Annotated in this window: 15 protein-coding genes; 10 read left to right on the forward strand and 5 right to left on the reverse strand. The window is 71.2% G+C overall.

The genetic code is table 11. The annotated features are described in order from the left end of the window. The first annotated feature begins 112 nt into the window (after nucleotides 1-112). The 10 genes from ACT541_RS12285 (at nucleotide 113) to ACT541_RS12330 (ending at nucleotide 13,566) form a co-directional block, all read left to right on the forward strand. Nucleotides 113-1,453, forward strand: a complete 1,341-nt coding sequence (locus ACT541_RS12285) for an iron-containing alcohol dehydrogenase (protein ID WP_476137240.1) — start codon at nucleotides 113-115, stop codon at nucleotides 1,451-1,453. After that, entirely contained in the window at nucleotides 1,453-2,301 is an 849-nt protein-coding gene (locus tag ACT541_RS12290) for an HAD-IIB family hydrolase (protein WP_476137241.1), read from the forward strand. Before ACT541_RS12285 ends, ACT541_RS12290 begins: the two co-directional genes overlap by 1 nt. After that, complete coding sequence (gene glpD, locus ACT541_RS12295) at nucleotides 2,294-3,814, forward strand: glycerol-3-phosphate dehydrogenase (RefSeq protein WP_476137242.1); 1,521 nt, start codon at nucleotides 2,294-2,296, stop codon at nucleotides 3,812-3,814. The genes ACT541_RS12290 and glpD overlap by 8 nt, the downstream gene beginning before the upstream one ends. 126 nt (nucleotides 3,815-3,940) lie before the next feature. Further along, nucleotides 3,941-5,419, forward strand: coding sequence for a xylulokinase (xylB, locus tag ACT541_RS12300; protein ID WP_476137244.1), 1,479 nt, complete (start codon nucleotides 3,941-3,943; stop codon nucleotides 5,417-5,419). Between the two features lie 107 nt (nucleotides 5,420-5,526). Further along, the gene (locus tag ACT541_RS12305; protein WP_476137246.1) at nucleotides 5,527-6,573 is read left to right on the forward strand and encodes a sugar ABC transporter substrate-binding protein; all 1,047 of its coding nucleotides are present in this window, start codon (nucleotides 5,527-5,529) and stop codon (nucleotides 6,571-6,573) included. Nucleotides 6,574-6,643: 70 nt separating this feature from the next. Then, entirely contained in the window at nucleotides 6,644-8,158 is a 1,515-nt protein-coding gene (locus ACT541_RS12310; RefSeq protein ID WP_476137248.1) for a sugar ABC transporter ATP-binding protein, read from the forward strand. After that, entirely contained in the window at nucleotides 8,155-9,165 is a 1,011-nt protein-coding gene (locus ACT541_RS12315; protein WP_476137250.1) for an ABC transporter permease, read from the forward strand. The genes ACT541_RS12310 and ACT541_RS12315 overlap by 4 nt, the downstream gene beginning before the upstream one ends. Then, on the forward strand, nucleotides 9,162-10,166 hold the full coding sequence (locus ACT541_RS12320; protein WP_476137252.1) for an ABC transporter permease: 1,005 nt from the start codon (nucleotides 9,162-9,164) through the stop codon (nucleotides 10,164-10,166). Before ACT541_RS12315 ends, ACT541_RS12320 begins: the two co-directional genes overlap by 4 nt. Continuing rightward, nucleotides 10,163-11,698, forward strand: coding sequence for an FGGY-family carbohydrate kinase (locus ACT541_RS12325; RefSeq protein ID WP_476137254.1), 1,536 nt, complete (start codon nucleotides 10,163-10,165; stop codon nucleotides 11,696-11,698). The genes ACT541_RS12320 and ACT541_RS12325 overlap by 4 nt, the downstream gene beginning before the upstream one ends. Nucleotides 11,699-11,793: 95 nt before the next feature. Continuing rightward, nucleotides 11,794-13,566 carry a thiamine pyrophosphate-binding protein gene (locus ACT541_RS12330; protein ID WP_476137256.1) on the forward strand — a complete coding sequence of 591 codons (1,773 nt, stop codon included), beginning with the start codon at nucleotides 11,794-11,796 and terminating at the stop codon, nucleotides 13,564-13,566. Nucleotides 13,567-13,722: 156 nt separating this feature from the next. On the opposite strand, the gene allS is transcribed toward ACT541_RS12330, so the two are convergent. From allS to fdrA, 5 genes are all read right to left on the reverse strand, one after another. Further along, entirely contained in the window at nucleotides 13,723-14,670 is a 948-nt protein-coding gene (gene allS / locus ACT541_RS12335; RefSeq protein ID WP_476137258.1) for an HTH-type transcriptional activator AllS, read from the reverse strand. A 130-nt stretch (nucleotides 14,671-14,800) separates the two neighbouring features. Continuing rightward, nucleotides 14,801-15,700: an oxamate carbamoyltransferase subunit AllH family protein gene (locus ACT541_RS12340; RefSeq protein ID WP_476137259.1), complete on the reverse strand. Its 900-nt coding sequence runs from the start codon at nucleotides 15,698-15,700 to the stop codon at nucleotides 14,801-14,803. 26 nt (nucleotides 15,701-15,726) lie between these two features. Then, the gene (locus ACT541_RS12345; protein WP_476137261.1) at nucleotides 15,727-16,713 is read right to left on the reverse strand and encodes a carbamate kinase; all 987 of its coding nucleotides are present in this window, start codon (nucleotides 16,711-16,713) and stop codon (nucleotides 15,727-15,729) included. Nucleotides 16,714-16,839: 126 nt separating this feature from the next. After that, nucleotides 16,840-18,096, reverse strand: a complete 1,257-nt coding sequence (locus ACT541_RS12350) for a YlbE family protein (protein WP_476137263.1) — start codon at nucleotides 18,094-18,096, stop codon at nucleotides 16,840-16,842. Nucleotides 18,097-18,111: 15 nt separating this feature from the next. After that, nucleotides 18,112-19,776, reverse strand: coding sequence for an acyl-CoA synthetase FdrA (fdrA, locus tag ACT541_RS12355; RefSeq protein ID WP_476137265.1), 1,665 nt, complete (start codon nucleotides 19,774-19,776; stop codon nucleotides 18,112-18,114). Between the last annotated feature and the right edge of the window lies 1 nt (nucleotide 19,777).

Raw genomic sequence — 19,777 nt, forward strand, 5'->3', positions numbered from 1 at the left:
TGCGAACCGATTGAATGGCAGTTTCCAGTACAACCTGAAAAACGCCATTGACAAGTTCCAGGCATGGCTGAATTATGCCAGCAACAACGACGTACCGGGAGGAACCCCGAGCATGAACATTCGTCCGTCCGCCGCATCCGCGGCCGGCGACCGTTGGAGTCGTCTCGTCGACGACGTCGTCGCCGGCACCTGGATCGATCCCGACACCGGTCGCCCGGCGCACGTTCCCTTCGATCGTGTGCTGATCGCCGACGATCTTTCCGGCTCCGAGGCGGCACTGGTCGCCTCCGTCATGCCGGCCGAGCGCTATGCCGTCGTCTGCGACGAGGCGACCCACGAGGCGCAGGGACGCGCCGTCGCCGCGGCGCTCGGCGCGCGTGCCGATCTGATCGTCCTCGACCACCCGCATGCCGACGAGGGCGAGGTCGAGCGGCTGCGCGACCGCACCCGCGGCGCCGAGGCGCTGGTCGCCGTCGGATCGGGAACGATCAACGATCTCTGCAAGTACACGACCGCCGGCGACGGGCGCCGCTATTCGGTCTTCGGCACGGCGCCGTCGATGAACGGCTACACCTCGACCACGGCGTCGATCACCCTGCGGTCGGGCACCAAGACGACGATGAAGGCGCACGGCGCGCGCGGCGTGTTCTTCGACCTCGGCGTCAACGCCGCCGCCCCCGCCTATCTCGTCGCCGCCGGGTTCGGCGACAGCATCTGCCGCTCGACGGCGCAGGTCGACTGGTACTTCAGCCACCGTCTGCTCGGCACCGCCTATCGCGTCGCGCCCTTCGCGCTGCAGCGCGAGGACGAGGTCGAACTCTTCGCCCGTTCGGCCGCGGTCGGCCGGCGCGACCCGACGGCGATCGGCTATCTCCATCGGCTGATGGCGCTGTGCGGCTTCGGCCTGACGCTCACCGGCATGAGCCATCCCGGCTCGATGGGCGAGCACCAGATCTCGCACTGGATCGACAGTTTCGCCGGCGAGCGCCACCCGGGCACGGTGCACGGCCAGCAGGTCGGCGTCACGTCGATCACCATGGCACGGCTTCAGGAGCGGATCCTCGCCGAGACGACGGCGCCGAAGGTGCGACCGGTTTCGGTCGACGAGGACGGCATCCGCCGCCGCTATCCCGCGAGCGCCGTCGACGCCATCCTCGCCGCCGCCCGCGCCAAGGCGATGGACGGGGCCGCCTGCGACCGGTTCAACGCCGAGCTGGAGCGGCAATGGCCCGACCTGCGGCACGAGTTGCTCGCCATGACGATCCCGGCCGATCGGCTCGTCGCCCATCTGGCGGCGGCCGGCGGAGCGACCACCGCCGCGGAACTCGGCATCGACCGGGCGCTCTATCACGACGCGCTGCGCCATTCGCCGGAGATCCGCGACCGCTTCTCCTTCCTCGACCTTGCCGCCGGCATGGGCATTCTCGAAGACTTCATCGCGGAGCAGTGCTGATGCGCCCTCTCGCCGACCTTCCGCTCTCCGCGCTCAACGGCGTCCGTGCCGTCTTCACCGACATCGACGACACGCTGACGTCGGACGGGCGGCTTCCGGCCGACGCCTACGCCGCGCTCGAGCGCCTCGAGGCCGCCGGGCTCGCCGTGGTGCCGATCACCGGGCGCCCCGCCGGCTGGTGCGACATGATCGCCCGCTTCTGGCCGGTCGCCGGCGTGGTCGGCGAGAACGGGGCCTTCTACTTCAGCTACGACCGCGGCCAGCGGAAGATGATCCAGCGCTTCTTCGCCACCGACGAGGAGCGGCGGACCAACCGCCGGCGTCTCGACGCGCTGCGCGAGCGCATCCTCGCCGAGGTTCCGGGCACGGGCATCGCCTCCGACCAGCTCTACCGCGAGGCCGATCTCGCCATCGACGTCTGCGAGGACGTCGCGCCGCTGCCCAAGGCGGAGGTCGACCGGGTCCTCGCGATCTTCGCCGAGGCGGGCGCGGTCGCCAAACTGTCGTCGATCCACGTCAACGGCTGGTTCGGCGACTACGACAAGCTGTCGATGACCCGCCGCTTCGCCGCCGACGTCTTCGACTGCGATCTCGACGCCGAGAAGGACCGCTTCGTCTTCGTCGGCGACAGTCCGAACGACGGGCCGATGTTCGGCTTCTTCCCGCTGTCCTGCGGCGTCGCCAACATCCGCGACTTCGCCGACGGCAGCGTCGAACTGCCGGCCTGGGTCGCCGAGGGCCACGGCGGCGCCGGCTTCGTCGAAGTCGCCGAACGCCTGCTCGCCGCCCGCGCGGCGGACGGTACGGGTCCGCGGACCACGCTCGCCGGAGAGATGCGTCATGGCTGAGATCTTCGACCTCGCCGTCGTCGGCGGCGGCATCAACGGCTGCGGCATCGCCCGCGACGCCATCGGGCGCGGGCTCTCCGTGTATCTCTGCGACAAGGGCGATCTCGGGGGCGCGACGTCGTCGGCCTCGACCAAGCTGCTGCACGGCGGCCTGCGCTATCTCGAGCACTACGAGTTCCGCCTGGTGCGCGAGGCGCTCGCCGAGCGCGAGGTGCTGTGGTCGATCGCGCCGCACATCGTCCGCCCGATGCGCTTCGTCCTGCCCCACGTCGCCGGCATGCGGCCGCGCTGGATGCTCCGGACCGGACTCTTCCTCTACGACCACCTCGGCGGCCGCGCCGCCCTGCCGGGCACGACGACCGTCGATCTCGACAAGGGCCTGCTGGCGCAGGGACTGCGCCCCGAGTTCACGCGCGGCTGGGAATATTCGGACTGCTGGGTCGAGGACAATCGCCTCGTCGTGCTCAACGCCCAGGCCGCCCGCGCCGGCGGCGCCGAGATCGCGCCGCGCACCGAGGCGCGCGCGATCGCCGTTCGCGACGGTCTGTGGTCGGTGGAGACCGTCGACCAGACGACCGGCGTCTCGCGCGAGATCCGCGCCCGCGTCCTGATCAACGCCGCCGGTCCGTGGGCCGGATCGGTCGCCGCCCGCCTCGCCGGCCGGCCGCCGAAGGGGCGCGTGCGCATGGTCCAGGGCTCGCACGTGGTGGTGCGCCGGCTCTACGAGCACGATCGCTGCTTCATCTTCCAGAACCCCGACGGGCGGATCGTCTTCACCATCCCCTACGAGGACGACTTCACGCTGATCGGCACCACCGACCGCGACTTCGACGGCGATCCCGCCCGGGTGCGCGCCTCGAAGGAAGAGGTCTCCTATCTCTGCGCGGCGGTCGGTGCCTATTTCCGGCGTCCGCTCACCCCGGCCGACGTGGCGTGGAGCTATTCCGGCGTCCGGCCGCTCTACGACGACGGCGCCTCCGCCGCTCAGGCCGCCACCCGCGACTACGTGCTGGAGCTCGATCGCGACGGCGGCGCGCCGATGCTGTCGATCTTCGGCGGCAAGATCACCACCTACCGACGCCTGGCGGAAGAGGCGGTCGACCGCATCGCCCCGTGCTTCGAGGACGGACTGCGCGAGCGCATCGGCGCGACGGCGGGCTGGACCGGACGCGTCGCCCTGCCCGGCGGCGACTTCGCCCCGGCCGACTTCCCCGCCCTCGTCGCCGCGCTCGCCGACGCCTGCCCCGGCCTCGGCCGACGCGAGGCGACGCGGCTGGTACGCTACTACGGTACGCGGGCCGAGACGATCTTCGGCGGCGGCACCTTCGCCGACCTCGGCCGCCATTTCGGCCACGGCCTCAGCGAACGCGAGCTCGACCACATGCGCGCCGAGGAATGGGCCGCCACCGCCGAGGACGTGCTGTGGCGACGCAGCAAACTCGGCCTTCATCTCGACCCGGCGGCGATCGCCGCGGTGGACGACTACTTCGGTGGCTCGCGCCGCGCGGCGTGAGACGATCGAACCGACCGACAGGCGAAGCGAAGGAGACGACGCGAAGGGAAGACAACCGCACGGCCGATCCGAAGATCAAGGCGGAAAACCGCCACGCGACGGCCGAACAGCTTCTGGGAGGAAGCAATGTACCTGGGCATCGACATGGGCACCTCGGGAGTGAAGGCGCTCCTGATCGACGAGGCGCAGTCGCTCGTCGACGAATCGTCTTCTCGTCCGCTTTCGGTCGACCGGCCGAAGCGTGGCTGGTCGGAACAGGACCCCGACCTGTGGTGGGACGCCGTGTGCGAAGCCGTCGACGGCCTGCGCGACCGCCATGCCGGCGCACTCGCCGCGGTCGAAGGCATCGGCCTGTCCGGCCAGATGTACGGCGCCACCGTCCTCGACGGCGCCGACCGACCGCTCCGGCCCGCCATCCTGTGGAACGACACCCGCGCCGATCGCGAATGCCGCGATCTGGAGGCCCACGATCCGGATCTGACCGCGATCGCCCATCGGCGACCGACCCCGGGGGTCACCGCACCGAAGCTCGCCTGGATCCGCCGCAACGAGCCGGAGGTCTTCGAGCGGATCCGCACGGTGCTGCTGCCCAAGGACTACGTCCGGCTGAAGCTGACCGGCGAGAAGGCTTCCGACCTCGCCGACGCCTCCGGCACCTATTGGGTCGACGTGGCGCGCCGCGACTGGTCGGACCGGCTGCTCGGCGCCACCGATCTCGGCCGCGAGCACATGCCGCGCCTCGTCGAAGGCGTCGAGGCGAGCGGACGGCTGCGTCCCGAACTCGCCGCCCGCTGGGGCATGGACCGCGCACCGGTCGTCGCCGGCGGCGGCGGCGACAACGCCTGCGGCGCCTGCGGCAGCGGTATCATCAAACCCGGTGTCGGCACGGTCTCGCTGGGGACGTCCGGCGTGCTCTTCGTCGCCACCGACGCGCCGCGGCCGAGCCTCCACCACGCGATCGAGAGCCTGTGCCATTCGGTTCCCGGCGTCTGGCACCAGATGGCGGTGATCCTGTCGGCGACCGCCTGCCTCACCTGGCTGTCGCGCCTGACCAAGCGCCCGGTCGGTGATCTCGTCGCCGATCTCGGCACCGCGCCGCGCGGGCCGACACCGCTGCTCTTCGTGCCCTATCTCGACGGCTGCTGGGCGCCGACCTTCGACGTCGACGTGCGCGGCGCCTTCGTCGGGCTCGATCACACCACCGACGACGCGGCGATGACGCAGGCCGTGCTGCAGGGCGTCGCCTTCGCGCTCGCCGAAGCCGCCGCGGGCTTCCGGGCCAACGGCGCGACCTTCGACCGCCTGCTCGGCATCGGCGGCGGTTCGCGTTCGAAAGTCTGGCTGGCGATGCTCGCCGACTGTCTCGGCACCGAGATCGCGGTGCCGGAGGCGAGCGAACTGGGGGCCGCCTTCGGCGCCGCCCGCCTCGGCCTCATCTGTGCCACCGGTGCCGACCCGCGGGCCGCGCTGACGATGCCGCGCATCGTCGACGTGATCGCGCCGGACCCCGGCCGCTCCCAAGCCTATCGCGAGGCCTTCGCGCGCTGGTCGGACCTCGTCGGTCCGGTCCGCGCCGCGTCCCGCCCGCTGCCCTCCGGGATGTGACGGTCACGGTCGCATCCGGCCCTTCGCGGCCCACGAGACGTGACGCGCCGGTCCGCAAAGAGGCCGGCGGGGAAGAACCGAGAAAAGACGATCGGAGAGGAAACACCATGACGGAACTCACCAGCGATCCCATCCACGACGACGCCCCGCAGACCTCGACCGGCGCCGCCGGCGGACCGACCCGCCGCCTGCTGCTCGGCGCCGCCGCGACGCTCGCCGCGACGCGCTATCTCGGCATCCGCCCGGCCGCGGCAGCCGAATACCGCTTCGCCGCGGCGCTCGGCTGGACCTCCTACGACTCCGGTCGCCATCTCCAGGAAGGCTTCAGGGCGGCCGTGAAGGAACTGGGCGGTGCGCTGTCGATGACCGACGCCGGCTTCGACGCCAAGAAGCAGTCCGAGCAGATCGACAGTCTCGTCGCCTCCAAGCCGGACGCGCTCTTCATCACCCCGGCCGACGCGGTCGCCATCGCGCCCGCCGTCCAGCGTGCCATCGCCGCCGGCATCCCGGTCTTCGCCGCCGACAGCATGGTGCCCGGCGTCGCGGTCAAGACAACCGCCATGTCGAACAACTTCGGCATGGGCTTCCACACCGCCGACTTCATCGCCAAGCAGCTGAAGGGCAAGGGCAAGATCGCCCGCGTGATGCTGCCGCAGAACGAGAGCTGGGACCAGCGCACACTCGGCATGGAATGGGCGCTCAAGGCCTATCCCGACATCAAGGTCGCCGCCGAATGGGCCTTCGCGCTCGCCGGCAACGTCACGCCGCGCCAGGCGATGGACAACATCCTGACCGCCAACCCCGACCTCGATGCGGTGTGGTGCGCCTGGGACGGCGCGGCGGTGGAGGGCACGCTGGCGGCCCGCGCCGCCGACCGGCCGAACCTGATCCTGACCGGCATCGACGGCGGCTCTCAGGCCTTCAACTACATCCAGGCCGGATCGCAGCTGAAGCTGTCGATGGCCCAGACCTTCTACGAGATGGCCTATCTCTGCGTCCTCTACGCGCACGAGCACAAGGCCGGGCGTCCGACCCCGCGCACCGTGATCACGCCGACCTACGCGGTGACCAAGCCGATGCTCGCGAAGGGCATTCCGGACGACTACGACGTGCCCGGTCACGGCGACAAGCTCGGATGGGTCCGGGCCGTCTGAGCCCCTCGCGCCGTCGGGAGGCGCGATCGGCGCCTCCCTCCTTCTCCTCCACCGAACGTCGGGAGGCCCCATGGCCGACATCGTTCTCAGGACGCAGGGACTGACCAAGCACTTCGGCTCGGTCCACGCGCTGACCGACGTGGACTTCGCGCTGGAACGCGGCGAGATCCACGCGCTGCTCGGCGTCAACGGCGCCGGCAAGTCGACCTTCATCAAGATCCTGTCGGGCGTCTACTCCAAGACCTCGGGCGACATCGAGATCGACGGCGCGCCCGTGTCGTTCCAGACGCCGCGCGACGCCATCGACCACGGCATCGCGACGGTGCAGCAGCACCCCGAGCTGATCCCCGATCTCGACGGGTACCAGAACATCTTCCTCGGTCGCGAGGGCGGGCGGCCCGGTCTCTTCCGACGGATCGACCATGCCGCGCTGCGACGGCGCGGCGACGCCCTGCTCGCTCGCTTTCCCGTCGACATCGACCTGTCGCGACCGGTCGGATCGCTCTCGGCGGTCGAGCGCGAGATCGTCGCGGTCCTCCAGGCGCTCTCGCACAGCGACATCCGCGTGATGATCCTCGACGAGCCGACCTCGACGCTGACCGAGGTCGAGAAGAGCGTGCTCTTCCGCATGATGGCGGCGCTCAAGGCCTCCGGCATCGCGATCATCTACATCACCCATCGCCTCGAGGAGGTGGTGGAACTCGCCGACCGCTTCACCGTCTTCCGCGGCGGCCGCCGGATCGTCACGATGGACGCCTCCGAGGTGCGCGAGCGCAGCCTGTCGATCGCCGAACTGATGCTCGGCGAACCGCTCGAGGACGTCTATCCGCCGAAGCGCGGCGAGGTCGCGACCGGCGGCCCGGCCTTCGAGGTCAGCGGGCTGCGTCTCGACGGCGTCTTCGAGCCGGTCGACTTCGAGGTCCGCCACGGCGAGATCCTCGGCATCTTCGGTCTCGTCGGTTCCGGTCTCGACGAGCTGTCGAAGTCGATGTTCGGCGTCGAGCCCGACCATGCCGGCGCGATCCGCGTCGAAGGGCGCGAAGTGGCGCCGCGCAATCCGCGCGAGGCGCTCGCCGCCGGCATCTTCCTGGTTCCGGGCGACCGACGCTCGGAAGGCCTGACGCTGACCCGCAACTCGATCTTCAACATCAAGCTCGCCGCCCTCGACCGCGCCTCCGGCCGGCTCGGCCTGCTCACCGGCGGAGCCAACCGACGGCGCGCCCGCGAACTCGCCGAGATCGTCGCCCTGACGCCACCCGACCTCGATCTGCCGGTCTCCGGCTTCTCCGGCGGCAACCAGCAGAAGATCGTCGTCGCCAAGGGCCTCTTCACCGAGGCCGCGGTCTACATCTTCGTCGAGCCGACCATCGGCGTCGACATCGGCGCGCGGTCGCGGCTCTACGCGCTCATCCGCGAACTGGCCGAGCGCGCCGCCGTCGTCGTCATGTCGACGGACTGCGACGAGGTCCACGGCCTCTCCGACCGCAGCTTCGCCCTCTACAAGGGCCGCCAGGTCGCCGCCGCCAGTTCCACCATCACCCGCAACGAACTCCTGAACGCCGGGATCATGGGGAGGCTGCAATGAAGTCCATCCGCTCGCTCCTGCCGCCGACCGCCCTTCGCGCCCTCGGCGTCCTCCTCCTCGTCGCGGCGATCGTGGCGATCTTCACCGCCGTCGAACCGCGCTATGCCTCGCGCGGCAATTTCGCCGCCGTCACCCGCCACATGGCGGCGAACGGCCTCGCCGCCCTCGGCCTGACGTTCGTCGTCGTGGTGCGCCGCTTCGACCTGTCGTTCCCGGGAATCGCCTGCTTCTCGGCGGTGACGATCGGCTGGCTCATCGCCGCCGGCTTCTCGCTCTGGCTGGCGATCGCCGTCGGCCTGGCGATCGGGGTGGCGATCGGTGCGGCCAACGGCTGGGCGATCGCCCATTTCGATCTGCCGGACATCGTCGTCACCATCGGCAGCGGTTCGATCGCCGCCGGCATGGCCTTCCTCTACACGGGCGGCCAGACGATCTTCCAGAACTTCATGACGTCGGGAATCCTCGACTTCAACGACGTGCGCATCTTCCAGCTGAGCCTGTCGGTCTACATGCTGCTGGCGATCTACGGGCTCGCGGCGCTGCTGCTGCACCGCTCGCGCGCCGGCGTCGCCTTCCATGCCACCGGCGAGAACCCGGTCGCCGCCTTCTTCTCCGGCATCCGCACGCGGGCCTGCATCGTCGCCGCCTTCGCGCTGTCGGGTGCCGGCGCGGTGCTGGCGGTCGTCCTGCTGATCGCCGAATCCGGCAATGCCAGCACCAACCACGGCCTGACCCTGCTGATGCCGGCCTATGCCGGGGTCTATCTCGGCGCGGCCCTGCTCGGCGGCGCCTCGGTGCCGGCGAGCCTGCTCGGCACGCTGGTCATCACCGTCCTCCTCGACGGGTTCTCGCTGCTGCGCGTGCCCTACTGGTACGGCGACGGCGTGGTCAGCCTGATCCTGCTCGCCGGCGTGGTGGTGTTCGACGAACGCTTCCGCCGCGGCTTCGCCGACACGCTGCGCGCCCTTGCCCCCAAGAACCCCGAGACCGGCGAGGTCCGCCCATGAGCAACGTCTCCTTCGCACAGGCCCCCGTCATGCCCTTGTCCAACATCGCGCGGATCCTCGGCCGGTGGTGGCTGCTCTTCGCCCTGATGATCGCCGTCGCCGGCTTCGCGACCCTGCGTCCGCACATGGTCGACGCCTCGAACATCGCCACCATCCTGCGCTCCGCCAGCCTGACCGGGATCATGATCCTCGGCCTCACCGGCGTCGCGGCGGCGGGCAAGATCGACGTCGGCTTCATGCAGGTCGCCGCTCTCGCCGACATGGTCGCCGCGGCGCTGGTCGCCGGCGGCTGGGGCTGGCCGATCGCCACCGTCACGGCCCTCGCGGTCGGCGGTGCCGTCGGCCTCCTCAACGGCTTCTTGGTCGGCACCCTCCGCCTCCAGCCGCTGATCGTCACCATCGCCACCGGCGGCGCCTGCGGCTCGGCCGCCGCCGCCATCGGCCGCGGCTCGCCGATCCGCATCGAGAGCGCCGGGCCGCTCGGCGACCTCCTCGCCGTCAACCTCGGCCCGGTGCCGCTGATCGCGATCGGCGTCGCCGTCCTCTACCTCGCCGCCTGGTACGCCCAGGAGCACCTGACCTTCGGCCGCTACATCTACGCGATCGCCCGCAACGAGGAGGCGGTGATCGAGGCGGGCGTGCCGACCCGTCGGCTGATCGCCCTGCTCTACGTCGTCTCCGGCGTCACCGCCGCGGCCGCCGGCGTGCTGCTGGTCGCCAATCTCTCCTCGGGTCAGCCGATGATCGGCGCCTCCTACTTCATCGACGGCCTGACCGCGGTCATGGTCGGCGGCATGATGATCCGGCTCGGCCAGCCCAACGTCATCGGCACCGCCTGCTCGACGCTGCTGCTGGCGGCGCTGGTCAGCGGCGGCGCCCTGCTCGGCTGGCCGGACTACCTGCGCGACATCGTCAAGGGCTGCCTGCTGATCGGCGGCGTCGCGCTGGCGGTGTGGATGGCGCGGCGGTCGCGGGTCGGCGAACGGAGGGGCGCGCGATGACCCGCTCCACCCCTTGCGTGATCGGTCTCGACTGCGGCACCGGCGGCGCCCGCGCCCTCGTCACCGATCTCGCCGGCCGCGTGCTGGGTCAGGCGACCTCGCCCTACCCCACGCACTACCCGCGGCCGGGCTGGGCGGAACAGTCGCCGGAGGACTGGTGGATCGCCGCCGTCGCCGCGATCCGCGGGGCGATCGCCGCGGCGGGCGTCTCGGCCGCCGACGTCACGGCGATCTCCGCCGACGGCACCTCCAGCACGCTCGTCGCGCTCGACGCCGCACTGCAGCCGATCGGGCCGGCCATCCTGTGGATGGACAACCGCGCCTCGGCGCAGGCCCGGCGGATGACGGCGACCGGCGACGCCGCGCTCGCGCGCTGCCGGGCCGGCGTCAGTTCGGAATGGATGCTGCCGCGCATCCTCTGGCTCGCCGAACGCCGGCCGGCCGAGTTCGAACGCACCCGCTGGTTCGTCGAGATGGCCGACTACCTGACGCTCCGTCTCTCGGGGCGTCTGACCCTCGGCCACAACCAGGCGACCAACCGCTGGTTCTTCGACGGCCGCGCCGGCGGCTGGCCCCGGGACTTCTTCGCCCGGATCGGCCTCGCCGGGATCGAGGAACGCTTTCCCGCCGACGTCCTGCCGCTCGGCGCGCCGGTCGGCCCGCTCGGGCACGAGGCGCAGGCGGAGACCGGCCTGACGGCTGCGACCCGCGTGGTGTGCGGCGGCACCGACGCCTACGTGGCGATGGCGGGGCTCGACGTCTGCCGTCCCGGCAAGACCGCCCTGATCACCGGCTCGTCGCATCTCGTCCTCTGCCAGACCGACACGCCGCGCGAGATCGCCGGGCTCTTCGGTCCGCATCCCGACTGCGTCGTGCCGGGGCTCTTCGTCTACGAGGGCGGCCAGGTCTCCTCGCTGTCGATCGTCAAATGGTGGCACGACCACTTCGCCTCCGCGGGCCGAGACGGCGACGCCCACGGCGAGATGATGCGAGCGGCGGCCGAGATCGAGATCGGTGCCGACGGTCTGGTGGCGCTCGACTTCTGGCAGGGCAACCGCAACCCCTATACCGACTACGACCTCCAGGGCGCGATCTGGGGTCTCACGCTGCGCCACACCCCGGCCCACGTGCTGCGGGCGCTGGTCGAGGCGATCGCCTACGGCACGCGCAACATCCTCGCCGAGCTCGTCGGCGCCGGCATCCCGGTGACCGACATGACCGCGTGCGGCGGCGCGGCACGCAGTCGGTTCCTGCTGCAGATGCATGCCGACACCACCGGGATACCGATCGCGGTGCCGAAGGTGACCGAGGCGACCGCCTTCGGCTCGGCGATCGTCGCCGCGGTCGGCGCGGGGGCCTACGGCGGTCTCGCCGAAGCAGCCGGCGCGATGGTGTCGATCGCCGAGACCATCGATCCAGACCCCGCCACCCGCGCCGCCTACGACGAAGGCTTCGCGTTCTATCGGGAGACCCATGCGGCGCTGGCGCCGTTGATGCACCGCATGGCCGCGCGCCACGCCGCGCGGGTCTGACCCGCCACGCCCCCGTTTCGATCGACGCGCGGACCCGAGCCGGATCCGTCGACGGCGCCCCCTTTCGCAGTTCACGTTCACGAAGGAGACTACCGATGGCCCACATGGGAGACCTGGTTGCCGAGATGCTGGCGCAGTACGGCGTCGAGCTGGTGTTCGGCATGCCGGGGGGACAGACGACGGCGCTGCACGACGGCATCTCGCGCCGCACCGACCGCATCCGCCACGTGCTGATGCGCGACGAGCGCAACGCCGCCTATGCCGCCGACGCCTATGCCCGCCTCACCGGCAAGCCCGGCGTCTGCGACGTCACCGTCGGCCCCGGCGCCAACCTGCTGCCGGCCGGCTTCATCGAGGCGCTCAACGCCTCGGTGCCGATGGTCGGCATCGTCGGCGAGTTGCCGCTCGACTGGCTGACCCTGAAGGAGAAGGGCATCGCCTCTCAAGGGTTCGACCAGCTCTCCTTCTTCAAGACCATCACCAAGGACAGCTGGCTGGTGCCCTCCGTCTCCGCCCTGCCGGAGATGATCCGCACCGCCTTCCGCGTCGCCACCTCGCCGCGGCCGGGCCCGGTCGCCCTGATCATCCCGCACGACGTCTTCGACGCCGAATGGGACGAGGCGGCGATCCGCATCGGCGTCGACGAACGCGCGATCCGCGCCCCCTTCGTCCGCTCCGCCCCCGTCGGCAGCGACGTCGATGCCGCGGTCGCCCTGATCCGGCGGTCGAAGCGGCCGGCGATCGTCTACGGCGGCGGCGTCCACGGCGCCGACGCCTGCGCCGAGGCGACCCGCTTCGCCGAACGGCTCGGCGGCCTCGCCGTCACCAGCCTGACCGGCCGCGGCTCGGTCCCGGAGACCGCGCCCCACGCCGCCGGCACGCTCAACCCGCTCGGCTCCTGGGCGGCGATCGAGCTGATCAAGGAGGCGGATCTCGTCATCTGGTGCGGCTCCAAGGCGAGCCAGAACACCGCGATGAACTGGACGCTGCCGTTGCCCGAGCAGGCGACGATCACCATCGACTCCGACCCGGCCGAGCACGGCCGCACCTTCCACCCGACCGTCTCGCTGTTCGGCGACGTGCGCGAGGCGCTGCTTCTGCTCGAAGCGAGGCTCGAACCGCAGTCGCATCCCGAATGGGCGGCGCGCATCGTCGAGATCAAGGCCGAGGGCGAGCGGCAGAAGCGGGTCGAGATCGAGAGCGAGACGCTGCCGATCCATCCCGCCCGCGTCATGGCCGAACTCGCCGCCCGCCTCGGCGAGGACGACATCGTCGTCTCCGACGCCAGCTTCTCGGCCGGCTGGATCGCCAACCACCTGCCGGCCCGCAAGCCGGGCCGCGGCTTCCTCTATGCCCGCGGCCAGGGCGGCCTCGGCTATTCGACCCCGGCGGCGATCGGCGCGGCGGAGACGCGGCCGGGCACCCGCATCGTCACGGTGGCCGGCGACGGCGCCTTCTCCTACACGATCGGCGAGCTCGCCACCCAGGCGCAGCGGAACCAAAGGATCGTCAACGTCGTCCTGAACAACGGCCGGCTCGGCTGGATCCAGCTGTGGCAGGAGATCTTCTTCAAGAACGTCCAGTCGGCGCTCTTGGAGAGCCAGAGCTGCCACCCGAACTTCGCCGACGCGGCGAGCGCGCTGGGTCTCGCCGGCTTCTACGCCGAGAAGCCCGAGGACATCGGCCCGGCCCTCGACGCCGCCTTCGCCCACGACGGTCCGTCGGTGGTGGAGGTGCGGGTCGACGATCTGGCCACCCCGATCCACTCGTTCAAGCGCCGCATGCGCGAGGGCGGCGACAGCCCGCGCCCGCGCCCCGGCACGGTCTACAGGCTGCGCGACTGGAAGGTGTCTCCCGACCTTGCCTGACGCAGCCGGGAAGCGGGATCCGACGGGACCGATCGCGGGCCGGCAAAACCGCGATCGGACCTCCCCCGAAAGGGTCCCGCTTCCCCTTTTCTTCACGACGACGCCCGCGGACCGATCCGATCCGCGGGCGTTCTTCGTTCGGATGATGCGTCGGCGTCAGAGTTCGGTCTCGGGGTCGATCCGGTCGGCGAGGAAGGCGAACTCCTCGGCATTCGACAGCACGAGGTCGCGCAGGTGGGCGGCGACCCGGCCATTGTGGTTGCGCCGCCAGACGAGCGACAGTGGTGACGGCGAACGGCCCTGCATCACCCGGCGCTCGACCAGACGGCCGGCGCGGATGTGTTCGCGCGCCATGGTGGTCGGCAGGAAGCCGACGCCAGCACCGGCGACATGGGCGACGATCTTGGTGCGCAGATCCGGCACCAGCATCTCCTTCTGACCGGCGAGCCGCCAGGCGACGCGCTTGACGAGACGCGTCGAGGTGTCCTGCACGTTGATCGCCGGGAAGCGCCGCAGTTCGTCGTTGGAGAGCGGTTCGGGGTGATCGGCGAGCGGATGATCCGGCGCCACGACGAAGACCCAGCGGATCGTGCCGAGCGGATGGGTGTCGAAGTCGTCGTTGATGGTGTGGAAGCCGGGCGCTCCGAGCGCCATGTGGACGCCGTTGTGCAGCAGCTCGTCCCAGACGCCCATGTAGACGGCGCTGCGGATCTCGATCTCGGTATGGGGGAAGGCGCGATTGAGGTGGGCGAGGATTCGCGCAGCGGCGTCCGAGTCGTAGAGCAGGTTGTTCACGACCAGGATGAAGCGCGGTTCGACGTTCTCGCCGACCTGCCGGAGTTCGTCGGGCAGGCCCTGCAGCCATTCGAAGATCTGGCCCGCCTTGTCGAGCAGCACGTGGCCGGCCGGCGTCAGCGTGACGTTGCGGGTGGTGCGGACGAAGAGCGGCGTGCCGATGCCGTCCTCGAGCGTCTTGATGCGGTAACTCACCGCCGAGGTGGTGCGGTGGAGTTGCTGGGCAGCGGCCGAGAAGCTCTTCAGACGAGCCACCGCGACGAAGGTGCGGACGGCTTCGAGATCGAGATTGGGAATGCGAGGTTCCATCGCGCGGACTCGATTCGATGCGCCTCGGCGGGCGGCGTGGGCGAGGCGAAGGGCAGCCGGTGGCCAGCCTAGCGCGGCTGTGGCGAGCCGGCAAAGCGACCCCGGCGCGCGCGAGACCCGTCGGCCGGTCTCAGGTTGTCGGGCGTGGCGACGCACCGCGTCCGACGACCACTGCTGCGGCGGCCACCATGCCGGCGAGCGTGTCCCAGCCCGAGGTGTGACCGATGGTCTCGACCCGGTCGAGGAGACCCTCGGCCGCGCCACCGACGGCGATCCGGTCGAGCATGTCGACGAGCCGCGCCGCCGCCTCGCCCTCGGCGGCATGGGCGAGATGGGCGGCGGCGATCACGTTGGTCGCCGTCGTCGCCGCGGACAGCACGACGCCGGCCGCGGCATCGGCCGCGTCGGCGCGCCCCAACCGCCGCAGGGCGATGAGAAAGCCGGCGAGAAAGTCGTCGCCCGACGGCGTCAGGCCCGGACCGAGGCCGACGAGACGGGCGACATCGGGCACCGGCCCCGTCCCGCCCGCTCGCGCCCAGGCGACGAGGGCGGCGATCGGCGCGACGGCCGGCGCCAGCATGAGATCGAGCCGATCGGCCGACGGCACCGTGCCGCGACAGAGGTCGGCGACGAGGACGCCGAGGCCGGAGGGCGATCGATCCACGACCGCCTCGGCCAACCGGTCGAGACCGCGGGCGAGCGCTTCGGCCGAGAACGACGGCGGTCGAGGCGCCTTCCAGGGCACGAGGCCGGCGCAGTCGAAGGCGATGCCGGCGACGTCGAGGACGGCGCCCCGCACCTCCCCCGCATCGCCGATCGCGATGCCGTCGGTCGCTTCGCTCTCCCCCTCGACATCGACGAGGAGATGCATCGGGCCGGGGCCGAAGTCGGCGGGACCGACGCAGACGAGGCCGCCACCGATGTTGAGGTAGAAGCTGCGGGCGAAGACCGCCACGACCCGGCCGCGCGCTCCCCCTTCGAGGAGGCGGGCGGCGGCGGCGCCGATCGTCGTCGCGGATGTCGTCGCCATCGCCTGCGTCTCCTCCCCGGCGTCGTTCACACCGCCGCGCGGTACGGGGCGTCGACCGCGTCGGCGACGATGTGCGTTCCGGTCTCGCCGCGCAACATCGGCACCGCGTCCTCGAGGCGACCGATCAGCACGCGCCGGCCGCCGCCTTCGAGGAACTGGATCGCCGCGTCGATCTTCGGTCCCATGCTGCCGGGCGGGAACTGGCCGTCGTCGCGGTGGCGCCGGATCTCGGAGAGGCTCACCCGCTCGAGCGGCCGCTGGGTCGGCTTGCCGTAGTCGACGGCGACGCGCGGCACCGAGGTGAGGATCATCAGATCCTCGATGCCGAGGAGATTGGCCATCAACGCCGAGGTGCGGTCCTTGTCGATCACCGCCTCGACGCCGTGGCGGCAGCCCAGCTCGTCGCGCACCACCGGGATGCCGCCGCCGCCACCGGCGATGACCACGGCGCCGGAGGCGGCCGCGGTGCCGATCAGCGCCGTCTCGACGATGTGGACGGGCATCGGCGAGGGCACGACGCAGCGCCAACCGCGTCCCGAATCCTCGCGCATCTCCCAGCCGAGTTCCTCGCGCAGCGCCTTCGCCTCGGCCTCGCCGTAGAAGTAGCCGATCGGCTTGGTGGGATTCTCGAAGGCCGGGTCGGCGGGATCGACCTCGACCTGGGTCAGCATGCAGACCACCTCGCGGGGGTTGCCGGCGGCGCGCAGCGTGTTCTCGAGCGCCTGCAGCAGCACGTAGGCGACGCCGCCCTGGCTGTGGGCGACGAGGATGTCGAGCGACATCGGCGCCACACGGTGACGCGCCAGAACGTTGCGCATCAGGATCTTGCCGACCACCGGGCCGTTGCCGTGGGTGATGACGAGCTGGGTGTCGAGTGCCATCAGCGGCAGCAGGGCGGCGCCGAGGCGGGCGGCGACGTCGGCCTGTTCGGCAGGGGTGCCGCGGATGCCCTCGGGGTGGATGGCGTTGCCGCCGATGGCGATCAGCAGGCGGGCGGGGATGTCCTCGGTCATGTCGACCTCCCGGGTGTGGTCGTCTCGTTGGTTTCGGAAAACAAGGGGCCGTCCGTCGGTCGCGAGCGGCCGACGGGGCTCGGTTCCGGTGGGGCGCGGGTCAGACGCCCCCTCGTCGCCTTCGGTTCAGGCCGCCGCGGCGCGGGCGGCGGCGAGGGCTTCCAGCGCCTGTTCGAAACAGGCGAGCGGCGGCCGCACGGTGCCGGCGCCGACCTGACCGATGCCGGGCAGGCGGTGGGCGATGCCGGTGTTGATCACCGGCGTGATGCCGGTCTCGACGACACGACGCACGTCGAGGCCGACGCAGGCGCCCTGGAAGTCCCAGGTCGGGATCTGCAGGGTCGAGTTGGTCTCGACGTAGATCTCGCGCATCTCCTCGGAGATCTCGAGCGCATCGGCGAAGCCGCCCGAGCCGACGAAGCGGGTGACGCCCGGCGCCGCGATCATCGCCGCACCGCCGATGCCGAAGGTCTCGGTGATGGCGCTGTCGCCGATGTCGGGATTGGCGTCGGCCTGCGAGTAGCCGGTGAAGAACAGGCCGACCGGCGTGTTGACCGGGGCGGTGAACCAGCGGTTCCCCAGACCGGCGACGCGGATGCCGAAGTCACGACCGTTGCGGGTCATGGCGGTGACGATCGAGCCGGCGCCGACGGCGTGGCCGGCGTCCATGACGCACTTGCAGTGCGCCATCGCCACGTTGAGGAAGAACTGGTCGGTGCGTTCGAGGAAGCGCAGCACCGCCTCCTTGTCGGCGACCGAGGCCTCGCCGGCGGCGATGTCGGCGGCGAGCGCCTTGAGCAGCAGCGCGGAGGCCGCGATGTTGCGCTGGTGGAACTCGTCGCCCATGGTGATCGCCTGGGCCATCAGGGCGGTCAGGTCGATGCCGCCCTTGCGCTCCAGCGCCGCCGAGAGAACCGGAGCGAGCACGTCGCGCATCCAGGCGAGCCGGGTCTGCACCTCGCCCTCGAAGGCGCCGAAGCGCATCACCTTGCCGATGCCCTCGTTGAGGTTGCAGTAGGCGACGTTGCCCTGCTCGGCGTTCTCGACGACGAGCACCGGCATGTTGGCCGAGGTGATGCCGCCCATCGGACCGACGGCGGAATTGTCGTGGCAGGGAACGAAGCGGATCTTCGCGGCGGCGAAGGCCTCGGCCTCTTCCACGGTCTTCGCCCAGCCCTCGAACAGGCAGGTACCGAGCACCGCACCCTTCATCGGGCCGGTCATGGCCGCCCATTCGATCGGCGGGCCGGCATGCATCAGCACCGCGCCTTCGGCGAGTGCCGGGATGCAGGCCCCGGCGGGCCGGACGTCGACGAGGCGGGGACGGGCGCGGCGGATCTCGGCGATCACGGCCGCATTGGCTTCGTTGATGGTCGCATACATGTCGATACTCCGAAATCAGACGAGGGAGGCGGCCAGGCGGCGCAGCCGTTCGGCACCTTCCGGCGCCGGTTCCCATTGCAGGTGGACGGTGGCGACGCCGCCCGCGGCGAGGTCGTCGGCGAAGCCGCGCAGACCGATGTTGACGACCGCGGCGGGCTCGCCGAGCAGTGCGGGCGGCGTTCCCGGGGCGGCCCCGGAGGGCGTCAGGAGCCGGAGGGCGAGGAGGACCGCCGCCCGCACGCTGCCGGCGATCAAGATGCCGGCGTCTTCGAGTTTCTGGGACTGGACCGCGAGATCCTGCGGATCGTCGGGAACGCCGGTCAGGGTGGCGACGACCGTGATCGGCGAGGCGTCGCCGCGGGCGGCGCGCATCGCCTCGACGGCGCGGGCGAGTTCGCCGGCCGGATCGAGGTGACTGCCGAAGCCGAGCACGACGTCGACCAGCAGCACGCCGGCATCCGGGTCCTTCGCCAGGGCGACGACGAGCTCGTTGCGGGCGAAGGGATCGATCATCGGATGCGGACGGCCACGGGTGTAGACGTCGTCGCCGAGATCGACGATGCGATGGTGCTCGGTGCGCAGCATGAAGCCTTCGGCATGGGCCGCGTCGGGGACGAGATCCAGCGCCTCGGCGAGCAGTCCCGCCGCCTCGCCGGCGAGCGTACCGCCGGTGTAGAGGCCGCGGATGCCGGGCGCCGTCGGCCGCGGCAGGTCACGGGCGAGCGCGTCGATCTCGACGAGTTCGACCGCCAGCGCCGCCGCCTCGTCGAGGGTGCGGGCGAGGTGGACGTCGCCGAAGTCGCGCCGACCGGGACGGTCGCCGAGGAAGAGGGCGACGACCGGCTTGCCGAGCTTCGCCATCCGGTCGAGCAGCTTCGCCCGGACCGCCGGTGCCGGCGGCTTGGAGACGAAGGCGACGACGCGGGTGGCCGGATCGGCGGCGACGAGATCGAGCGCGGTCTCGGCGGAGATGCCGCCGATCGTCTCGGAGAGGTCGCGACCGCCCAGGCCGAGGGCATGGGTGATGCCGTGACCGCGCCGGGCGATCTGGCAGGTCAGTTCCTGGATGCCGGTGCCGGAGGCGCCGACCACGGCGATCGGACCGGCGGGCACCCGGTTGGCGAAGGCGAGCGGGGCGCCGCCGACGATCGCCGTACCGCAGTCCGGCCCCATGACGAGGAGGCCGTGGTCGCGGGCGAAGGTCTTGAGGTCGCGTTCCTGATCGATCCCGACGTTGTCGGAGAAGATCATGACGTTGAGCCCGCCCTCGAGCGCCTCGCGGGCGAGCCCCGCGGCGTATTGGCCGGCGACCGAGACGAGGGCGATGTTCGCCTTCGGGTTCATCTCCCGGGCCCGGCGCCAGGAGCGGGCGACCGGGTAGCGGGCCTTGCCGGAGCCCTTGGCGAGCTCGGCCAGACGTTCGCCGATGCGAGTGGCGATCGCGTCGGCGACGGCCGGGTCGGCGTCCTCGGCATCGACGACGATGCAGAGGTCGTTGGGGGTGGCCTCCGCGAGGAGGTCGTGCCAGAGGCCGGTCTCGCGGAAGACGTCCTTGTTGGCCGGGGTTCCCATCATCACCGAGACGCGTGTCACCTCGGGGAGAGCGGAGAGATCCCGCGACAGGACCATCAGGGTGACGGAGTCCTGGAAGTTGCCTTTGATCAGACGAGCGTGGAGCATC

This window comes from Pinisolibacter sp. DMC100 (assembly GCF_056313705.1).

Excerpts from the sequence above, each read along its gene's own strand:
- ACT541_RS12285 (WP_476137240.1), top strand. The coding sequence starts at position 113 with ATGAACATTCGTCCGTCCGCCGCATCCGCGGCCGGCGACCGTTGGAGT.
- ACT541_RS12290 (WP_476137241.1), top strand. The coding sequence starts at position 1,453 with ATGCGCCCTCTCGCCGACCTTCCGCTCTCCGCGCTCAACGGCGTCCGT.
- glpD (WP_476137242.1), top strand. The coding sequence starts at position 2,294 with ATGGCTGAGATCTTCGACCTCGCCGTCGTCGGCGGCGGCATCAACGGC.
- xylB (WP_476137244.1), top strand. The coding sequence starts at position 3,941 with ATGTACCTGGGCATCGACATGGGCACCTCGGGAGTGAAGGCGCTCCTG.
- ACT541_RS12305 (WP_476137246.1), top strand. The coding sequence starts at position 5,527 with ATGACGGAACTCACCAGCGATCCCATCCACGACGACGCCCCGCAGACC.
- ACT541_RS12310 (WP_476137248.1), top strand. The coding sequence starts at position 6,644 with ATGGCCGACATCGTTCTCAGGACGCAGGGACTGACCAAGCACTTCGGC.
- ACT541_RS12315 (WP_476137250.1), top strand. The coding sequence starts at position 8,155 with ATGAAGTCCATCCGCTCGCTCCTGCCGCCGACCGCCCTTCGCGCCCTC.
- ACT541_RS12320 (WP_476137252.1), top strand. The coding sequence starts at position 9,162 with ATGAGCAACGTCTCCTTCGCACAGGCCCCCGTCATGCCCTTGTCCAAC.
- ACT541_RS12325 (WP_476137254.1), top strand. The coding sequence starts at position 10,163 with ATGACCCGCTCCACCCCTTGCGTGATCGGTCTCGACTGCGGCACCGGC.
- ACT541_RS12330 (WP_476137256.1), top strand. The coding sequence starts at position 11,794 with ATGGCCCACATGGGAGACCTGGTTGCCGAGATGCTGGCGCAGTACGGC.
- allS (WP_476137258.1), bottom strand. The coding sequence starts at position 14,670 with ATGGAACCTCGCATTCCCAATCTCGATCTCGAAGCCGTCCGCACCTTC.
- ACT541_RS12340 (WP_476137259.1), bottom strand. The coding sequence starts at position 15,700 with ATGGCGACGACATCCGCGACGACGATCGGCGCCGCCGCCGCCCGCCTC.
- ACT541_RS12345 (WP_476137261.1), bottom strand. The coding sequence starts at position 16,713 with ATGACCGAGGACATCCCCGCCCGCCTGCTGATCGCCATCGGCGGCAAC.
- ACT541_RS12350 (WP_476137263.1), bottom strand. The coding sequence starts at position 18,096 with ATGTATGCGACCATCAACGAAGCCAATGCGGCCGTGATCGCCGAGATC.
- fdrA (WP_476137265.1), bottom strand. The coding sequence starts at position 19,776 with ATGCTCCACGCTCGTCTGATCAAAGGCAACTTCCAGGACTCCGTCACC.